Origin of the sequence: Butyrivibrio fibrisolvens (assembly GCF_037113525.1) — a bacterium.
Classification (GTDB): Bacteria; Bacillota; Clostridia; order Lachnospirales; family Lachnospiraceae; genus Butyrivibrio; species Butyrivibrio fibrisolvens.
Genome location: NZ_CP146963.1, coordinates 3,776,758 through 3,793,714, shown reverse-complemented (window position 1 = coordinate 3,793,714; position 16,957 = coordinate 3,776,758). Strand labels below are relative to the sequence as shown.

The window sequence follows — 16,957 nt, the reverse complement described above, 5'->3', positions numbered from 1 at the left end:
CGCTAACTTACACATTTTCTTCGTGCGTCTCGCTGTTTTTAGAAAGCTTTTTGGACCTTGTACCATGAATTATCTCATACTTGACCCAAACGCCGGAATACAGAATGTTACGAAGGATAGTAACATTTTCAACAATAGGAAGCATCTCAAAAGCCTTGCAGCATTCTGAAATCATCATTGTCAGAAGCTCGGAACAATAAGTATCGAACCCTTCCGGATTTTTCTGCCATATTTCTTTAAAGGGATTGTAAGTGCCCTTCTTCATATCTTTCTCTATATCATCGCAGGCGTCAAGTATATATATGAATTTTCCAAGGAAAAAACCTATCCGTCTAAGTGCAGACGCCCAGTCATCTTCCTGATAACAGAAAATCTCGGCAAATATCTCTCCGAAAAGACCTGAGATCTTATCAACGTTCTGTTCACCAGATTCTTCGCATTCGTTTATGCGGCGAAGACCGGATTTTATAAATGCTGCTTTTTCAGGATATTTCTTTTCTGCCTTATGAACAGCACCAAGGAGAAGCTTTGAGTATAAAAGTTTTGAGACTTTTTTTTCGTCATCCCAGTCGTCCCTGCATTTGTAATAGGCAAGAAGGACATTCATATCTGCTGCGTATTCCGTGAATTTATTGATCCTTGTTGACTGCTTGACTATAGGGTGAACTACGCAGTGTGTCTGATCGATCTTTTCCTCAGGTTCATAGAGACCTGATAGAAGCATGATCAGAAAAGTCAGATCATAAGTCAGGGTAGCCTGTCCGGAAAGGCCGTAATTTTTCTTAAGGATACGGCAAAATCCGCAGTAGTATGCATGATATATATCAAATTCCTTGAATTTTATTTCTGGTTTATTGATAGTAATGTAACCGAACATTATAGCCCTCTCAAGCTCTTTTTCTGAACTCAGTACCACATTTCGGACATCTTACCATTATGTTGCCCTTGCCACGAGGGATACGGATCTTCTGGCTGCAGGAAGGACATCTGTAGATATGGTAGTGTCTTGCCTGATCAAAATTGTATCTGAAGTTCTTGAAAAAACCTACAACGCGGTTTCTTATGCGGATGTACTGCTCATTTTCCTTATATCTTTGTGGAATATTTTTGGAAAGAAGCCGATAATAGCTGTAGATAATAAGTGCAATTATTATATAGCCTATAATACTGCTTCTTGCAATGATGTTTACAAACATCAGAATAAAAGTAAGACCAAGTAAAAACTTGGAAAGAGCATCGTATCCATATGTAATATATCTACCCTGCATATGAGTATACATAAAATTATTGAATTTAATTATATAATCCCTAAAACGCATTTAAGTTTAACACCTTTCTCTTATTTGCAGATGTACCCGTCTGGTACTATAATGACGTATGGGTCAAATGATAGCTTTTTATGTAAAAAAAGATCAAGCTGTCTTAGTACCAAAGAAAACGCAGATGTTTATTTCTGGTTTCTATAACAAATTCTATAATTCATATGTATAAAATACAATGATGCAAGAATAAATAAATATAAAAAAATAGTAAACACTGCTAAAAAAACAATTTATACAGGGAGCACTGATAATCAATGCAGATCGTAATCGTAGGCTGTGGTAATGTTGGACGTTCACTTATCGAACAGCTAAGCAAGGAAAATCACAACATCACAGTTATAGAAGAAGACAGTGACGTTATTCAGAACGTAGTTAACAACTACGATGTAATGGGAATAGTTGGTAACGGAGCCAGCTACTCTATCTTAAAGGACGCAGGAATTGAGTCTGCAGATCTGATGATAGCAGTGACTGATTCTGATGAGATCAACCTTCTTTGCTGTCTTATAGCCAGAAAAACAGGACATTGTCATACTATAGCAAGAGTACGTAATCCTGTTTATGCAAGAGAGATCGACTTCATAAAAGAAGAACTTGGTCTTTCAATGGTCATAAATCCTGAAGAAGCCTGTGCCAATGAAGCAGCTAAGCTTCTTAAATTCCCTTCAGCCAATAAAATAGATACTTTTGCCAAGGGAAGAGCAGAGCTTATCAGAATCACAGTTTCTGAGAATTCCAAGCTTTGTGACAAATCCATCAAAGACATTGCCCAGGAACTTAAACTTCCTGTACTTATTGGTATTGTCAGAAGAGGCGAAGAGGTATTTATCCCTAACGGATCTTTTATCGTAAGAGCCAAGGATGAAATATCCGTTATCGGTACACCAAGGAAGATGCTTGCATTCTTTAAAAAGAACAATCTTCCTACAGTCGGAGTCAAGTCCACTATTATCGTAGGTGGAGGACAGACCTGCTATTACCTTGCCCAGCAGCTCATAGCTTTTGGTATCAATGTAAAAATATTTGAATCAAACGCAGAACGATGCGATGAACTTGCATCTCTTTTGCCGGAAGCTCTTATAATACATGCTGATGGTACTGACAGACAGGAACTATTGGAAGAAGGACTTATCGGAGCCGAGTCTTTCGTTGTACTTACAGGTGTTGATGAAGAAAATATCATGCTTTCCTTATATACAGCAACTGTTTCTAAGGCTAAGCGTATTATCAGAGTTCACAGAGCAGGCTACAACGAGCTCATAGGAACACTTGATGTTGGTAGTGTACTTAACCCTCGTAGCATCACAGCTGATAAGATCGTTCAGTATGTCAGAGGAATGACTAATTCAATGGGATCTCAGCAGCTTGAGTCCCTTTACAAGATGGATGACGATAAGGTTGAAGCACTTGAGTTTATCATTCCTGCAGGCAGCCCTGTCATTGGAATCCCGCTTCATGAGCTTCCACTGAAGAAAGGTACACTTATTGCCTGCATTAATCATCATGGTGAGATAACACTTCCTACAGGTCAGAGCCAGATTCAGGAAGGTGATTCTGTAATCATTATTACAACCTGCACCGGATTTGATGAAATAGAAGATATTCTTGCTGAAAAATAAGAATCATTAAGCTGGAAATAGGAGGAGCGCCCTGCAAAAGGGCGCCTTAGACCATGAACTTTTCTATAATAAGATACATTTTATTTATGCTGGTCGAATTTATGGCAGCACTTCTTGCAGTACCAACTCTTGTCTGCCTTATATACGGCGAATGGAAGGATGCGATCATCTTTGCTTCTATTGCACTGATATGTCTTGCATCCGGTTTTTTCTTTGGTTATCTCAAAAAACCTGAAAATAGAACTTTTTATGCAAGAGAAGGTTTTGTTACAACAGCTCTTGCATGGATAATTCTTTCACTTATAGGTGCAGTTCCCTTTACTGTTACAGGAACTATCCCCAACTATCTGGATGCTGTATTTGAAACCGTATCCGGATTTACAACAACAGGAGCGACAATCCTTACAGAGATTGACGGTCTTACAGAGTTTCATAGAGGTGTTCAGTTCTGGAGATGCTTTACTCACTGGGTAGGCGGTATGGGAATCCTTGTATTCATGCTTGCGATACTTCCTATGGCTGGAGGTTATTCCATGCACCTTATGAAGGCAGAAAGCCCGGGCCCTTCAGTTGGTAAGTATGCTCCCAGGGTTAAAGATACAGCCAAGATCCTGTATAGCATTTATATAGCCATAACACTTACTGAAATGGTATGCCTTAAGATAACAGGCCTTTCTGTGTATGAGTCTATGACTCTTACATTTTCTACAGTTGGAACAGGAGGATTTGGCCTTCTTGGAACCAGTATTCTGGAATATTCTTATGCTACGCAGGTTGTGATAACCATATTTATGGCTCTTTGCGGTGTAAACTTCAGTGTTTACTATTTCCTTCTTACCAGGAAGTTCAAAGAGGCATGGCATATTGATGAGATGCGCTGGTACTTTATTATCATGTTTGCATCATCCATTCTTATAGCTTTAAACGTTGTTCAAAATGGTGTTATCGCTTCATTTGGAGAGGCATTTCATCATTCGATGTTTACAGTAGCTTCTATTATGACAACTACAGGTTTTGCTACTTTGGACTTTAATGTATGGCCGCAGTTTTCAAGGACGCTTATATTCCTTCTTACCTGTATTGGTGCTTGTGCGGGATCTACCGGTGGTGGATTTAAGTTTTCAAGAATTATTATCCTTATAAGAAATGCCAAGAACGAAGTAATCAAGACTCTTCATCCAAAGAGTGTTCAGAAAGTTTATATGGATGATCACGTTGTGGAAGATACAACAGTAAAAGGAACTAATGCTTATCTTGCTATCTATACCATTACATTCCTTACTTCATTTTTACTTGTTGCTTTCTTTGAATCATTTAATGTGATCGATTTTGAAGTGTTTGATTTTGAGACTAATATCACGGCAGTTGCGGCAACCCTCAATAACGTGGGTCCTGGTCTTAACATGGTAGGACCTACAGGCGGCTTCCATGACTTCTCATGGGCATCCAAGGTAGTGCTTATCTTCGACATGCTCGCAGGAAGACTTGAACTGATGCCGGTACTGATTCTCTTCTACAGGAAAACTTGGCATAAGTGAGTCGTTATAGTGGGGGGATTCCTGCGGTTGGCAGTTAATAAATGATTTGGTCGTCATGAAAAATATATAAAATTCAAGGCACACTAAATGGAGATTTATATTCTAGGGTCCGAAACTCGCTTCGCGGGGGCATGCGGACCCTGAGCAGAATATAAATCTCCATTTACTATGCTCTTGAATTGGGTTACAGGATGTAACCCCGACATGTTTAGAAATGCATGAATGCATTTCTATGTCGTTATATATTTTTCAAAGACGACCAAATCATTTATTAACTGCCAACCGCTGGAATCATCGCGTTATAGAAGCTTTCTTATGCCAAGTTTGAAAAGCAATAGGATGATTCTGTAAATTAACCGCGCGTGAGTATGAAATACCTTAGGAAGAATATCAGGATCAGGTGAGCGGGATAGAATATATAGAAAAAGTATTTAAAGTTTTTCTTGATGAAACCGCGCTGTCCGTTATATAAGTTCATCAGTATGAATGCTGGGAATGACCATTCTTCCATGCCTCCGGTTAAGGCTGTTGACATGGTGAAGGCCATGAAGAGGTAGGCGAGGAGGGTGGCTATGGGTCTTATGTTATGGAAATAGTATAGGATTGCTATAACGCAGATTCCGTAGTGTGAATAGTCGGTTTTCATGTAATAGGCTGCCAGTGCGGCTATTGCAAAGGGGAGTATGGAGGCAGCGTAGGCTAATACGATGTTGTGTTCTCTGAGCTTTTTAAGAATAGTATCAGCTGCCCACATTCCTAAAACGCCGAGTGCAAGGGTGAAGTACACGTTTTGGTACTCCCAGAGGTCTTTGTCGCTGTTTTGGTAGATTTCTATAAGGTTAAGAGTGTCATAGTTCTTTCGGGCGATAAGTGCTATGTCGAATGGGATTTCTGATATAAAGCCAAAGATAGAGAGGGTTATGGCGTATCTTTTTTTACTTCTTGTATGAAGGTAGCCTTCAACCAGAAGATAACAGAATATCGGGAATGCAAAGCGTCCGATGCCTCTTAGTATCAGATAAAAATGATCATAAATTTCTAAGGGAGATGCTTGTATATCAAAATCAAGAAGCCATCTTCCCATATCCCCGGAAACTATTGCGGGATATATAAATCCTGCAGCAAAGTGATCTATAAACATGATCACGATGGCGAATACTTTTAAAAATGAACCGGATAGGAAACCGAAATATTTTCTATTTGGAATTGTTGTAGTGTTGGTATTCATATTATTCTCCCCTTTAAAACAAAAATGGAATGTCACAAATATATGTTTTTGTAAACTTGAAATAGAAACATGTATTTACTGCATGTTTTGGGTATTTACGTTCAAAAAGTTACGATATATATTTTTGATTACAACATTTTCATTGTAAATTTGCTAAGATAGAATTGCAAGAAATGAGTCAAAACATCAGGTGGGAGTTAATCTAAGATTGACTTTACAAATTGGTGTCACCAAGATCGGAACATATACATGGGAGTTAATGTATGAGTCTTACAAGTGAGATTAGAAGACATTTTGGCAAAGACGATGAGAGCGGGATCAAGAAGCTCAAAGAAGATATACAAAAGATATACAAGGATATTGAAGAAGAAAATAAAAGAGAATGTGCATCTGACATAGATAAGATATGTGAAGATCTCAATGACCTTTACATGGACGAAGATAATGAAACAATGGTTATTGAAGCTATACAGTCTCTTAGTTTCTATCAGAAGTATCCATGGTTTCGCAAAGCTTTTATTAAGCTTCTGTCTTTCCTTGAAGAGGATTATTATCTTAGGACAGATGCGATGAGGCATGTACTTGATAGCGGCTGGGCTTCTAATGAAACTTATGCGCTTTCTGAAGATACTAAGGCAGATTCTTTTGTCCAGAAGCTCCTTCCTGATATAGTGGAAGATTATTATATTGGTATACCTGAAGACGAACTCACATCCGATCTTTTAGAGCTTAAAAGAGATGCCTGTATCAAGAGATTTTTCCTTGGAAGATATATTTATAGGAATCTTTCATGTCTTGATGATATCAAAGCCAGATATCAATACATTTACAGAACGTTGGACAAAGAGGTTGAGGCTGTCAAAGATAGGCCAGGAAGCTATGAAAGAGAGCTTGAAGAAGAAATCTTTAAGTGGTCCAAAAAGGTGGCGCAGGAACAGGAGGCTAAGACTTTTTCAACGAGTCAGCAGCTCCATGATAGCCTAATAGATACTTATTACAAAAATCTTTCTGCAGAATTCCCGGATGAAAGCGATGAGCTTAAAGAGGAATGTTTAAAGTGGAAAAAAATAAGGGGCAATGATACATGCCCCTGCGGTAGCGGTAAAAAGTTTAAGAAATGCCATGGTGCCTGATGCGAGGCAGGTTCCATTCAAAGTGGATGGCAAGAAGTCTTATGATAATAACGGTAGATGCGCCGATGACCGTAGCAACGCTCTGACCTGAAAAGTCCCATAAAAGGGCACAGACAAGGGCGCCTGCAATAGATGCGCAGGCATAAATGTGTTTGCAAAGTATATAGGGCTTGTCGCCTACAAGAAGGTCACGAAGTACGCCTCCACCTACACCTGTGATGGTTCCAAGGAATACGGTAAGGAAAAGTCTTGGTCCGTCACCTGCATTAAAGGCTACCTCAACGCCAAGTACGGAGAATGCAGCAAGACCTACAGTATCTGCCAGAAGTACGATCTTCTGAAATTTGGCGCCGGATATCTTTTCATATCCTGATGCTCTGAAATAGACATATGTAAATACTACGATCGCTGAAATGCAGGCGATGAGCACGTATGAAGGATCTGTAAAAGCATCAGGCGGAATCTTGCCAATGATGATGTCACGCATGATACCACCGCCCACAGCTGTTATAGCGCCCACAATAGTTACGCCAAGAAGGTCCATCTCCTTCTTGATCGCAGTCATAGCGCCGGATACAGCAAATGCTACAGTTCCTATGATGTTGAGAATTAAAAGAAGTTCTGCCATGTCAGTTTGTCTTTCCCTATAAATTTCTATAAATTTAACCCCATTTTTCTATCTAAGTTTATCATATTTTATGCGAGATTGAATGTTTGTAAGCTTGTATTTTGTGCTATTATTATTCAGGCAAGTAAAACGTTTCAGGAATGTAACTATGTTACATTCTAAACTCGCGCATTCAATTAAAACTCTATATTTATTTAATATGGGAGGGCCTTCCTTTGGATAATAAGATCACTGATTACAGCTGTAACGAATTTGCAGGTAAGCTTGCTGCCAAGGTTTCAGTGCCTGGAGGTGGAGGCGCTGCAGCACTTGTTGGAGCACTGTCTATGGCTCTTTGCTCTATGGCAGGCAACTTTACTACCGGTAAGAAAAAATATGCTCAGTACGAAGAAGAGCTTCAGGCTATATTAAAAGAGGCAGAAGATATAAGAACAAGACTTCTTGACCTTGTAGAAGAGGATGCAAAGATGTTCGAGCCTCTCTCAGTAGCTTACAGTATACCAAAAGAAGATCCGCAGAGAGTAGAAAAGCTTGAGAAGGCTACCCTTGATGCAATCGCCCCTCCTCTTGAAATGATGAGACAGATAAAAAGAGTAATAGAGCTTTTAGAGCGCATGAAGGAAATCGGCTCTGTCATCATGATATCCGACGTTGGATGCGGCGCAGCTCTTGCTGGTGCAGCCCTTAAGAGCGCGAGTCTCAACGTATTTATAAATACTAAATCTTTACAGGATAGGGATAAGGCAGATAGCTTTGAGCAGGAAGCTGACAGCATTTTAGATGAATATGTTGCTAGAGCTCAGAATGTATTTGACGATGTCAACGCAAAGCTTAGAAAGTAATATAAGATTGATTTATAAATAAAAGCAGAGTGGTTATTTTCTGATAAAACGGATAAAAACATATTTGACAACACCTCAGAAATGGAGAGTTTTATGGCAGAATTATTAAAAGGAAAGCCCGTTGCAGACTCACTTGATGAAGTTACATTAAAAAGGGCAGATGCACTAAAGGAAAAGGGTATAACCCCGACACTTGCAATTCTTAGAGTTGGTGAAAGGCAGGACGACCTGTCTTACGAACGCGGTGCAACAAAAAGATGTGAAAAAGACGGAGTAGCAGTTGTAAATAAAGTGCTTCCGGAAGATTGCTCTCAGGAAGATCTCATGGCTGCGATCAAAGAGCTTAATGAAGATGACAACGTTCATGGAATACTAATGTTCCGCCCACTTCCTAAAACTCTAGATGAGAAGGCAGCATGCAATGCGATTCTTCCATCCAAAGATGTTGACGGCATAACACCTGGCTCTATGGCTTATATCTACAGCGGTCTTGGAGAAGGCTTTGCACCCTGCACATCTCAGGCAGTTATGGAGATATTAAAGTATTACGAAATCGACCCTAAGGGTAAAAAAGCTACAGTAGTAGGAAGAAGCCTTGTTATCGGAAAGCCTGTATCGATGCTTCTTATGAATGCAAACGCCACAGTAACAATATGCCATTCAAGAACTGAAAATATGGCGAAAGTTACTAAAAATGCCGATATAGTAATTGCGGCACTTGGAAAAGCAGAAATGCTTAATGCTGAGTATTTTGAAAACGGCCAGACAGTCATCGACGTTGGAATTAACTACAGCGAAGAAAAACAAAAGCTTGTTGGTGATGTAAAGTCTGACGAAGTGGAAAGCGTTGTAGAAAAGCTTACACCTGTTCCTGGCGGCGTAGGATCAGTTACAACAGCAGTACTTGTAAGCCACGTAGTTGAGGCAGCAGAGAGACTACTAAAATAAATAGCAATTGCGTAAGTAATCAGGAATTATTGTTATGAATTACAGGTAATGGAATTGCTATAAGGAGAATTAGAAAGAACTATTTAGAAAAGAAGTACTTAGGAAAGAAAAAATTTTTAGAAGTAAAAATATTATTTGGAAGTATTTAGATAGAAACAAAAAAAGAAGTATTTTTGAAATTTTCAAAGGAAATAGGAGTAATAACAATGCGTAAAACAAAAATCATTTGTACAATCGGCCCTGCAAGTTCATCAGAAGAAGTTCTTACACAGATGTGTGAAGCCGGAATGAACGTTGCAAGACTTAACTTCAGCCATGGTGATCATGAGGAGCAGCTTGGCAAGATCAAGGTTATCAACAAGGTTCGAGACAAGATGGGTCTTCCAATCGCGATCATGCTTGATACTAAGGGACCTGAATACAGAATCGGTGTATTCAAGGATCACAAGGCAACTCTTGAAGAAGGCCAGGAATTTACCTTTACAGTTGACGATGTAATCGGTGATGAGAAGAAAGTATCTGTAAGCTATAAGGGATTTGCAGAAGACCTTAAGAAGGGTGATACAATCCTTGTTAACAACGGACTTGTAATCTGCGAAGTTACCAAGGTTAAAGGTAACGACGTAATCACAAAGGTTATAGCAGGCGGAACACTTTCTGATAAGAAGAGCATGAACTTCCCTGGCAAAGTTCTTAAGCAGGCTTACCTTTCTGATCAGGACAAGGCAGACCTTCTTTTTGGTATAGAGCATGACATCGATTATGTTGCAGCATCCTTCGTATCTACTCGTCAGGATGCTCAGGATCTTCGTGACTTCCTTGATAAGAACGGCGGAAGAGACATCGACATCATCGCTAAGATCGAGAACAGATCAGGCGTTGATAATATCGAAGAAATCTCAGAAGTTGTTGACGGCATCATGGTTGCAAGAGGTGACCTTGGTGTTGAGATTCCATTTATGGAAGTTCCTTCAGTTCAGAAAGAGATCGTTCAGAAGTGCCGACTCCTTGGAAAAAGAGTTATCATCGCAACAGAAATGCTTGAGTCTATGATAACCAACGTACGTCCTACAAGAGCTGAGATCTCTGACGTTGCAAACGCAGTATATGACGGAGCTTCTGCTATCATGCTCTCAGGAGAGTCAGCTGCAGGTAAGTACCCTGTAGAAGCTGTTAAGACAATGTCAGAAGTTGCAGAATATACAGAGCAGCACATCAACTACACCAAGAGATTCAAGAACATGGACTTCAGCATTAGAAATAACCTCGATGCTATCAGCCATTCAACATGTTCTATGGCAATCGACGTTGATGCAAAGTGTATCGTAGTAAGCTCCATCAGCGGCCTTACAGCCCGCATGGTAAGCCGTTTCAGATGTCCTGTTGAGATCATCGGTATGACAACATCTGTTAAGGCATTCAGAAAGCTTGCACTTTCATGGGGCGTATATCCTCTGCTTTGCGATGAATTTGAATCACTTGATGTTCTCTTCTTCCACGCTATGCAGCAGGCTACCAAGATCCTCGACCTCAAGATGGGAGACAACGTAGTTCTTACAGGCGGTAAGATCGGTGGAACTTCAGGTCATACAAACATGATCAAGGTTGAGACTATTCATAAGATTTATTCATAATCTATAAATAGGGCTTTGGTCAAAAAAGAGTAAAGCTTGATTTAATAGTTGCATCATATATGCTTTGGTGTTAGCATTATGATAAATAAAAAGAAAGAGCGCATTGCGCATAGGTGAAGGAATGTTTATTAGATAATTTAGCTTGAGTGAACACTATCAGAAATGATCTTGCTGCTTATGGCAGCTGTTTTGTGTACGCTTAATCTGGATTATCATGCATTTCTACTTATGGCAGTTTGTTTATAGTAGGTTTATTTGTGTGAGTCTATTTTGTGTATGCAAAATAGACTCATTTTTTGTGATGAGGCAAATATTATTATTGCTTACAATAAAAACTCGTATTTGGGCGGTTGATGCCAAAGCGTAAGAGATCATTTCTTTGACCGGAGGTAAGTAAATGTTACAGATAAAGAATCTCACTATTACACACAAAAAAGACCTGCGAATAATATTAGAAGATTTCAATATGGTATTAAATGATGGCGATAAAGCCGTGATCATAGGCGAAGAAGGTAATGGCAAATCTACCCTTATGAAATGGATCTATGATCCTGATATGGCGGAAGAGTATGCAGAATGTCAGGGCGAAAGAGTTCTTGGGGCAGAAATGTTAGGATACCTTCCACAGGAACTACCTAAAGAAGATAAGACTAAAACTTTGTATGAATACTTTTCAGCTGCAAAGCTTTTCTTTGACAAGACACCAAAAGAACTTGCGGCTATGGCAAGTGAATTTCAGATTCCGGGCGACTTTTTTTACAGTGACCAGATAATGGAAAGCCTGTCGGGCGGCGAGAAAGTTAAGGCGCAGCTTATGAGGCTTCTTATGGATAACCCTACAGTGCTACTACTTGATGAGCCTTCAAATGATATTGATATCAGCACTTTGGAACTTCTAGAAAAGCTTATAAATAACTGGAAGCACATAGTTCTCTATATCTCTCACGATGAGACTCTCATTGAGAATACTGCCAACATGATCATCCATATCGAGCAGATCATGAGGAAGACTAAGAGCAGATATACTATCGTGAAAGATAATTACAAAAACTATATCAAAAGAAGAGCAGAAAGTTTTGAAAGGCAGGAGCAGCAGGCAATCAACGACAGAAATGAGAAAAAGCGCCGCGATGAAAAATATGCCAGGGTTTATAACAGCGTAGAGCATGCTCTTTCCAATGTATCAAGGCAGGCTCCCGGCGTTGGTAAGAACCTTAAGGATAAGATGCATACTGTAAAAGCTATGGGTAAGCGCTTTGAAAAAGAAGATGAGAACATGACCAAGATGCCTGAACAGGAAGAAGCGATCTTTTTTAAACTGGGAAATGAAAGCGCCAAAATGCCGGCAGGTAAAACTGTTATCGAGTATGAACTTGATGAACTGAAAACTCCTGATGGAAACAAAGTACTAGCAAAGGATATTTTCTTAAGAGTAAGAGGACCTGAAAAGATCTGCATTGTCGGAACTAACGGAGTAGGAAAGACGACTCTTTTAAAGAAAATGGCGGATGAACTTCTTGGAAGAAGTGATATAAAGGCCCAATACATGCCACAGAACTACGAAGAACTACTTGACCTTGATGCAACTCCGGTTGAGTTTTTGGATGATACTGGTGATAAAGCTATACGTACTCGTATTAGGACTTATCTGGGGTCATTGAAATACACAGCTGATGAGATGGATCATCCGATCAGAGAATTATCCGGCGGACAGAAGGCTAAGGTTTTACTTCTTAAGATGAGTTTATCAGATGCGAATGTTCTTATACTAGATGAACCTACGCGTAACTTTTCACCGCTTTCAGGACCTGTTATCAGGAAGATGATAGCATCTTTTCCAGGAGCAGTTATAAGTATATCTCATGATAGAAAATATATAGAAGAAGTATGTACAAAGACTTATACATTAACCAAAGAAGGTCTTGAATAATTTTGAGTGATTTAAAAAGAAATTAAGAAAGTATATGCAAATTAGTTCCTTAGAAAATTGTGAGTACCTATTGAAGCATATTCATAGACAACAAGGAGAGGAGATTTTGTATGAATTATTTTGTTGAAGGGTTACAGGGAAGCGGAAAGAGCACCCTTGTTGATAAATTATCAAAACTTAAAACAGATTGTTGTACCGTCAAAGAGGGAGACTACTCCCAAATAGAGCTTGCATGGTGCGCATATATGGATGAGCAGACATATCAGGATAAACTTAATACCTATCCTGATATGAAGGACATAATAGAAGCTAATACCTATAAAGAGAATGATAAAAGAATCGTCTGCTATACCAAGATAAGAACTGATAATAGAGATTTTTACAAAGATTTAGAGCAGTATGAGATATACAATGGAAGAGTTTCTTATGAAGACTTTAAACAGATTGTTTTTACAAGGCTTAAGGCATGGAACCAGGACAACATGATCTATGAATGTTCACTTTTTCAAAACATTGTTGAAGATATGATCCTATATAGATGCGCATCAGATGATGAGATCATAGATTTTTACAAGTCTATAAGAGAAACTCTTTCAGATAAGGATTATCATGTTTTCTACCTGAAAGCTGATGATATTGTAGGTAATCTAAATGTGATCCGTAAAGAACGGTCTGATGATAAGGGGAACGAGATATGGTTTCCTTTAATGATCGATTATTTTGATAATTCCCCTTATGCAAAAGAAAAAGGGCTCAAAGGTGAAGATGCTCTGATAGGGCACTTTATTCATAGACAAGAGCTGGAACTTAAAATCTGCAAGGAAATTTTTCCTGATAAATGTACTGTGATCAGTTCTAAGAATTATAGCGACGATGAGCTATCTGAGTAATCAGTTATTATCTTCTAAACGGCGCGGAATACTAATTTTGATTATTATATGGGCCTAAGCTTGATAAAACCTGACCCTTTCAAAATGTCTTGCTCATAAATGAAAAAGGTGATAAAATGTAACGCGTTTTTGTGCCAAGTTTTAATTTTGAATATAATGAAGATGTGGGGGAAGAAAAATTCTCCTTTGTCCAGATTTGTATAGACATTTTTTGAAGGGATCAGATTTAATGGCTGGAAAAAATAAAATGGGAATAATCAGCAAGGTTATAAAAGTTATCATTTGTATTATTGCAGTTCTTGCACTGATCGTAGTAGTTGGATTTGGTATTCTGACTATTTTTGAATATAGACCGGATGATACAGAAAGTATCGAGCTTACAGGAGAATCTTCCAAGAACCTTTCCACAGGAGATACTTTTACAGTACTTACCTGGAATACAGGATACGGAGCTTTGGGAGATAACGCAGATTTCTTCATGGACGGCGGTTCTATGGTTTATACTGCTGATGAAAAAAGAGTTAAAGAAAACCTTGAAGCTATTGATTCTGAAATTGAGACTGTAAACCCTGATATCGTATTCTTACAGGAAGTCGATACAGTTGCAGACAGATCCTATAAAATAAATGAAGTTTCATTTTTTTCAGAAAGAAATCAGGGCAAAATAAGCTCTTATGCCCTTAATATGGATGCAATCTTCATTCCATATCCAATTCCTCCAATCGGAAGGACCAAAGTTGGAATTCAGACTCTGTCATCATTTGAGATAGCATCAGCTACAAGACTTTCACTTCCTGTACCATTTAAATGGCCGGTAAGCACATGTAATTTCAAGAAGTGTCTTAATGTGTCCAGAGTTCCTGTGCAGGGATCTGACAAGGAACTTGTTCTTATCAATCTCCATCTTGAAGCTTATGATAGCGGAGAAGGCAAGATTGCACAGACCAACATGCTTCGCGAAGTGCTTCAGGCTGAGCTTGATGCAGGTAACTACGTAATAGCAGGCGGAGACTTCAATCAGGTATTCTCCAATACTGATGCAAGCGCTTATCCTACATATGAAGGTGCATGGCAGCCTGGAAGTATAGATGTAGCTGAATTTGGTGATGGAGTTACTTTTATTACAGATAGCAGCGTTCCAACATGCCGTTCACTTGATAAGATCTACAATGGAGCAGACAAGGATACTTTCCAGTACTATGTTATTGATGGATTTATAGTATCTTCTAATATTGTGATCGATTCCTGCGAAACTCAGGACCTTGGATTTGTAAATTCAGACCATAATCCTGTTCTTCTTACAGTAACTTTAAAATAATTACAGACCTCGAATATATAAGGGTTGAGAATAGTGTAAAAATGCCGAAATAATAGACGTAATTATGTCACCGGATATCTCTATCAGAGTTTGCTATAAGAGGTAAGCCTATGATCCAGCATCGTTACGTTCTTGATGACAGACTTAGCATGTCGGAGATGATAGATAAGATCAAAAATTCTCCGGAATATGTTAATGGTAAAAAAGGTCTTTTGCAGCTTATTGAGCCTAGTAATGACTCAGATTTGATCCAAAAAGACCTTGATACGCTATGCGAAAATCTTCCCGGCCTGTCAGTGTTTGGAATGACCAATCATGGAGCTCTGAGCCGTGAAAATCATTCTGTTGAAGTTGTTGTATGCTGCGTTATATTTTTTGACAAAGCATATTTTAGTATTGATGTATTCGACTGTTCTGCAGGACTATCTACGTATGATGCAGGCGAAAAGTACGTTAAGCTTCTTAAAGACAAAAAAGATCTTAAAGGCATCCTGATGATGTCTTCTGCTTTTGATCTGTGCCCTGAAACATTTATTGACAGGGTTGCAGGTTATGACAAAGATATAGTCATGTTTGGAGCCCTCGCAGGAACCCACAAAATGGGCGATGACAGGTCTAAGATATATGTCGGGCAAAAGATATATAACAGGGGAATCCTGGCTGTAGCTTTTTGCGGCGAGGACCTGAACCTGGACTATTATTATAATCTTGGATTCAAATCTCTTGGTAAAGAACTTGTTGTGACAAAGTCAGATGATAAAGGCATTGTTTATGAGATAAACAATAAACCTGCGTTTTCTGTATATCAGGAACATCTTGGAATTGGCATGAACGAGTACTTTTTTGAAAATACCAGTTCTTTTCCTTTCTTCCTAAAAGACAATGGAATACCTCTTGCAAGAGTAGCTCTTGAATACCGTGATGATGGAGCTTTGTGCTTTGCAACTCAGATTCCGCAGGGAAGTTCTGTAAGTTTGAGTTATTCAACTACAGATATGCTTCTTTCTGAGTCGGGACAAAATGCTGTAAAGCTTTCAGAATTTTACCCACAGGCTATTCTTGTCTATGCCTGCATGAGCAGAAGAATGCTTATGGGCGATGCCATGGCAGATCTTGAGTTTGATTTTTATGAGCACGTTCTTTCATCATCTACATGGGCAAGTGGCTATGGAGAAATACTTCATGCGGATGGTATGAGAGGATTTTTAAACGCATCCTGCGTAGTTGTTGGAATGAGAGAAGGACCTGTCCCTGAAGAAAAAGATCGTCCTGTATATCATTTTGACAGTAAATATATGTGCAGCGATGTGAAGAATTCAGAAGATGGATTCCTGCCACTATCGACCCGTCTTGTAAATTTCCTTGAATCTACGACTTTAGATTTAAGAGAAGCTAATGAACAGCTATTTAAGGTGGCCAGTCTTGATGAGCTTACACAGATCTATAACAGAAGAGCACTTAATTACTTTATGAACAAGTTCCTGGAAAACAGAAGCAGATACCAGAATATTGCTGTTATGATGGTTGATGTTGACCATTTTAAGCGGGTAAATGATACCTATGGTCATGATGCAGGAGATATGGTCTTAAGAGATGGTGTAGGACAGGTTAAGTATCTCTTCAATCAGGCAGATGTTATCGGAAGATGGGGTGGCGAAGAATTTGTAGGAATAAAACCAAATTTGTCATTTGAAGAAGCCAAAGAATTCTGTGAAGCGATGCGTGAGGGTGTGGCACAGATGGAATTCGGAGAAGTTGGGCATATTACAATTAGCATAGGCCTTACCATGGTCAAAGATAAAGACAGTGTAGATAGCGTCTTTAAGAGAATTGATGAAGCACTTTATGAAGCAAAAGAAACCGGAAGAAATAAAGTAGTTGTAAGGTGATAAGGCAGGATAAAAGACAATAAAGTTGAAAAAAGATA

General features: G+C 39.0%; 14 protein-coding genes. 10 read left to right on the top strand and 4 right to left on the bottom strand.

Translation table 11 applies throughout. The annotated features are described in order from the left end of the window. Window positions 1-7: 7 nt before the first annotated feature. On the bottom strand, window positions 8-916 hold the full coding sequence (locus tag WAA20_RS15940) for a DUF5685 family protein (RefSeq protein ID WP_338801510.1): 909 nt from the start codon (window positions 914-916) through the stop codon (window positions 8-10). After that, window positions 888-1,280, bottom strand: coding sequence for a hypothetical protein (locus tag WAA20_RS15935; protein WP_073389023.1), 393 nt, complete (start codon window positions 1,278-1,280; stop codon window positions 888-890). Before WAA20_RS15935 ends, WAA20_RS15940 begins: the two co-directional genes overlap by 29 nt. A 296-nt stretch (window positions 1,281-1,576) precedes the next feature. On the opposite strand from WAA20_RS15935, the gene trkA reads away from it, so the two are divergent. After that, complete coding sequence (trkA, locus tag WAA20_RS15930) at window positions 1,577-2,941, top strand: Trk system potassium transporter TrkA (protein ID WP_073388993.1); 1,365 nt, start codon at window positions 1,577-1,579, stop codon at window positions 2,939-2,941. A gap of 86 nt (window positions 2,942-3,027) precedes the next feature. Further along, window positions 3,028-4,479, top strand: a complete 1,452-nt coding sequence (locus WAA20_RS15925) for a TrkH family potassium uptake protein (protein WP_330393660.1) — start codon at window positions 3,028-3,030, stop codon at window positions 4,477-4,479. Window positions 4,480-4,831: 352 nt separating this feature from the next. On the opposite strand, the gene WAA20_RS15920 is transcribed toward WAA20_RS15925, so the two are convergent. After that, entirely contained in the window at window positions 4,832-5,707 is an 876-nt protein-coding gene (locus WAA20_RS15920; RefSeq protein ID WP_073388990.1) for a TraX family protein, read from the bottom strand. A gap of 263 nt (window positions 5,708-5,970) precedes the next feature. On the opposite strand from WAA20_RS15920, the gene WAA20_RS15915 reads away from it, so the two are divergent. After that, complete coding sequence (locus tag WAA20_RS15915) at window positions 5,971-6,840, top strand: SEC-C domain-containing protein (RefSeq protein ID WP_073388988.1); 870 nt, start codon at window positions 5,971-5,973, stop codon at window positions 6,838-6,840. On the opposite strand, the gene WAA20_RS15910 is transcribed toward WAA20_RS15915, so the two are convergent. After that, the gene (locus WAA20_RS15910; protein ID WP_073388987.1) at window positions 6,818-7,468 is read right to left on the bottom strand and encodes a trimeric intracellular cation channel family protein; all 651 of its coding nucleotides are present in this window, start codon (window positions 7,466-7,468) and stop codon (window positions 6,818-6,820) included. The genes WAA20_RS15915 and WAA20_RS15910 overlap by 23 nt on opposite strands. Window positions 7,469-7,683: 215 nt before the next feature. On the opposite strand from WAA20_RS15910, the gene WAA20_RS15905 reads away from it, so the two are divergent. The 7 genes from WAA20_RS15905 to WAA20_RS15875 all read left to right on the top strand — a co-directional run bounded on the left by WAA20_RS15905 (window position 7,684) and on the right by WAA20_RS15875 (window position 16,919). Continuing rightward, entirely contained in the window at window positions 7,684-8,310 is a 627-nt protein-coding gene (locus tag WAA20_RS15905; RefSeq protein ID WP_139263810.1) for a cyclodeaminase/cyclohydrolase family protein, read from the top strand. 93 nt (window positions 8,311-8,403) lie between these two features. Next, window positions 8,404-9,258, top strand: coding sequence for a bifunctional 5,10-methylenetetrahydrofolate dehydrogenase/5,10-methenyltetrahydrofolate cyclohydrolase (locus tag WAA20_RS15900; protein ID WP_073388984.1), 855 nt, complete (start codon window positions 8,404-8,406; stop codon window positions 9,256-9,258). Between the two features lie 206 nt (window positions 9,259-9,464). Beyond that, window positions 9,465-10,892 carry a pyruvate kinase gene (gene pyk / locus WAA20_RS15895; RefSeq protein ID WP_073388982.1) on the top strand — a complete coding sequence of 476 codons (1,428 nt, stop codon included), beginning with the start codon at window positions 9,465-9,467 and terminating at the stop codon, window positions 10,890-10,892. Window positions 10,893-11,289: 397 nt separating this feature from the next. Continuing rightward, on the top strand, window positions 11,290-12,822 hold the full coding sequence (locus WAA20_RS15890; RefSeq protein WP_073388981.1) for an ATP-binding cassette domain-containing protein: 1,533 nt from the start codon (window positions 11,290-11,292) through the stop codon (window positions 12,820-12,822). A gap of 110 nt (window positions 12,823-12,932) precedes the next feature. After that, the gene (locus WAA20_RS15885) at window positions 12,933-13,712 is read left to right on the top strand and encodes a hypothetical protein (RefSeq protein ID WP_073388979.1); all 780 of its coding nucleotides are present in this window, start codon (window positions 12,933-12,935) and stop codon (window positions 13,710-13,712) included. Between the two features lie 229 nt (window positions 13,713-13,941). Beyond that, complete coding sequence (locus WAA20_RS15880) at window positions 13,942-15,030, top strand: endonuclease/exonuclease/phosphatase family protein (RefSeq protein WP_073388978.1); 1,089 nt, start codon at window positions 13,942-13,944, stop codon at window positions 15,028-15,030. Window positions 15,031-15,140: 110 nt separating this feature from the next. Further along, on the top strand, window positions 15,141-16,919 hold the full coding sequence (locus tag WAA20_RS15875) for a diguanylate cyclase (RefSeq protein WP_073388976.1): 1,779 nt from the start codon (window positions 15,141-15,143) through the stop codon (window positions 16,917-16,919). The last annotated feature ends 38 nt before the right edge of the window (window positions 16,920-16,957 follow it).

Bases quoted from the DNA above. Each gene is read 5' to 3' on its own strand.
- WAA20_RS15935 (WP_073389023.1), bottom strand. From the start codon at position 1,280: ATGTATACTCATATGCAGGGTAGATATATTACATATGGATACGATGCT.
- trkA (WP_073388993.1), top strand. From the start codon at position 1,577: ATGCAGATCGTAATCGTAGGCTGTGGTAATGTTGGACGTTCACTTATC.
- WAA20_RS15925 (WP_330393660.1), top strand. From the start codon at position 3,028: ATGCTGGTCGAATTTATGGCAGCACTTCTTGCAGTACCAACTCTTGTC.
- WAA20_RS15920 (WP_073388990.1), bottom strand. From the start codon at position 5,707: ATGAATACCAACACTACAACAATTCCAAATAGAAAATATTTCGGTTTC.
- WAA20_RS15915 (WP_073388988.1), top strand. From the start codon at position 5,971: ATGAGTCTTACAAGTGAGATTAGAAGACATTTTGGCAAAGACGATGAG.
- WAA20_RS15910 (WP_073388987.1), bottom strand. From the start codon at position 7,468: ATGGCAGAACTTCTTTTAATTCTCAACATCATAGGAACTGTAGCATTT.
- WAA20_RS15900 (WP_073388984.1), top strand. From the start codon at position 8,404: ATGGCAGAATTATTAAAAGGAAAGCCCGTTGCAGACTCACTTGATGAA.
- pyk (WP_073388982.1), top strand. From the start codon at position 9,465: ATGCGTAAAACAAAAATCATTTGTACAATCGGCCCTGCAAGTTCATCA.
- WAA20_RS15890 (WP_073388981.1), top strand. From the start codon at position 11,290: ATGTTACAGATAAAGAATCTCACTATTACACACAAAAAAGACCTGCGA.
- WAA20_RS15885 (WP_073388979.1), top strand. From the start codon at position 12,933: ATGAATTATTTTGTTGAAGGGTTACAGGGAAGCGGAAAGAGCACCCTT.
- WAA20_RS15880 (WP_073388978.1), top strand. From the start codon at position 13,942: ATGGCTGGAAAAAATAAAATGGGAATAATCAGCAAGGTTATAAAAGTT.
- WAA20_RS15875 (WP_073388976.1), top strand. From the start codon at position 15,141: ATGATCCAGCATCGTTACGTTCTTGATGACAGACTTAGCATGTCGGAG.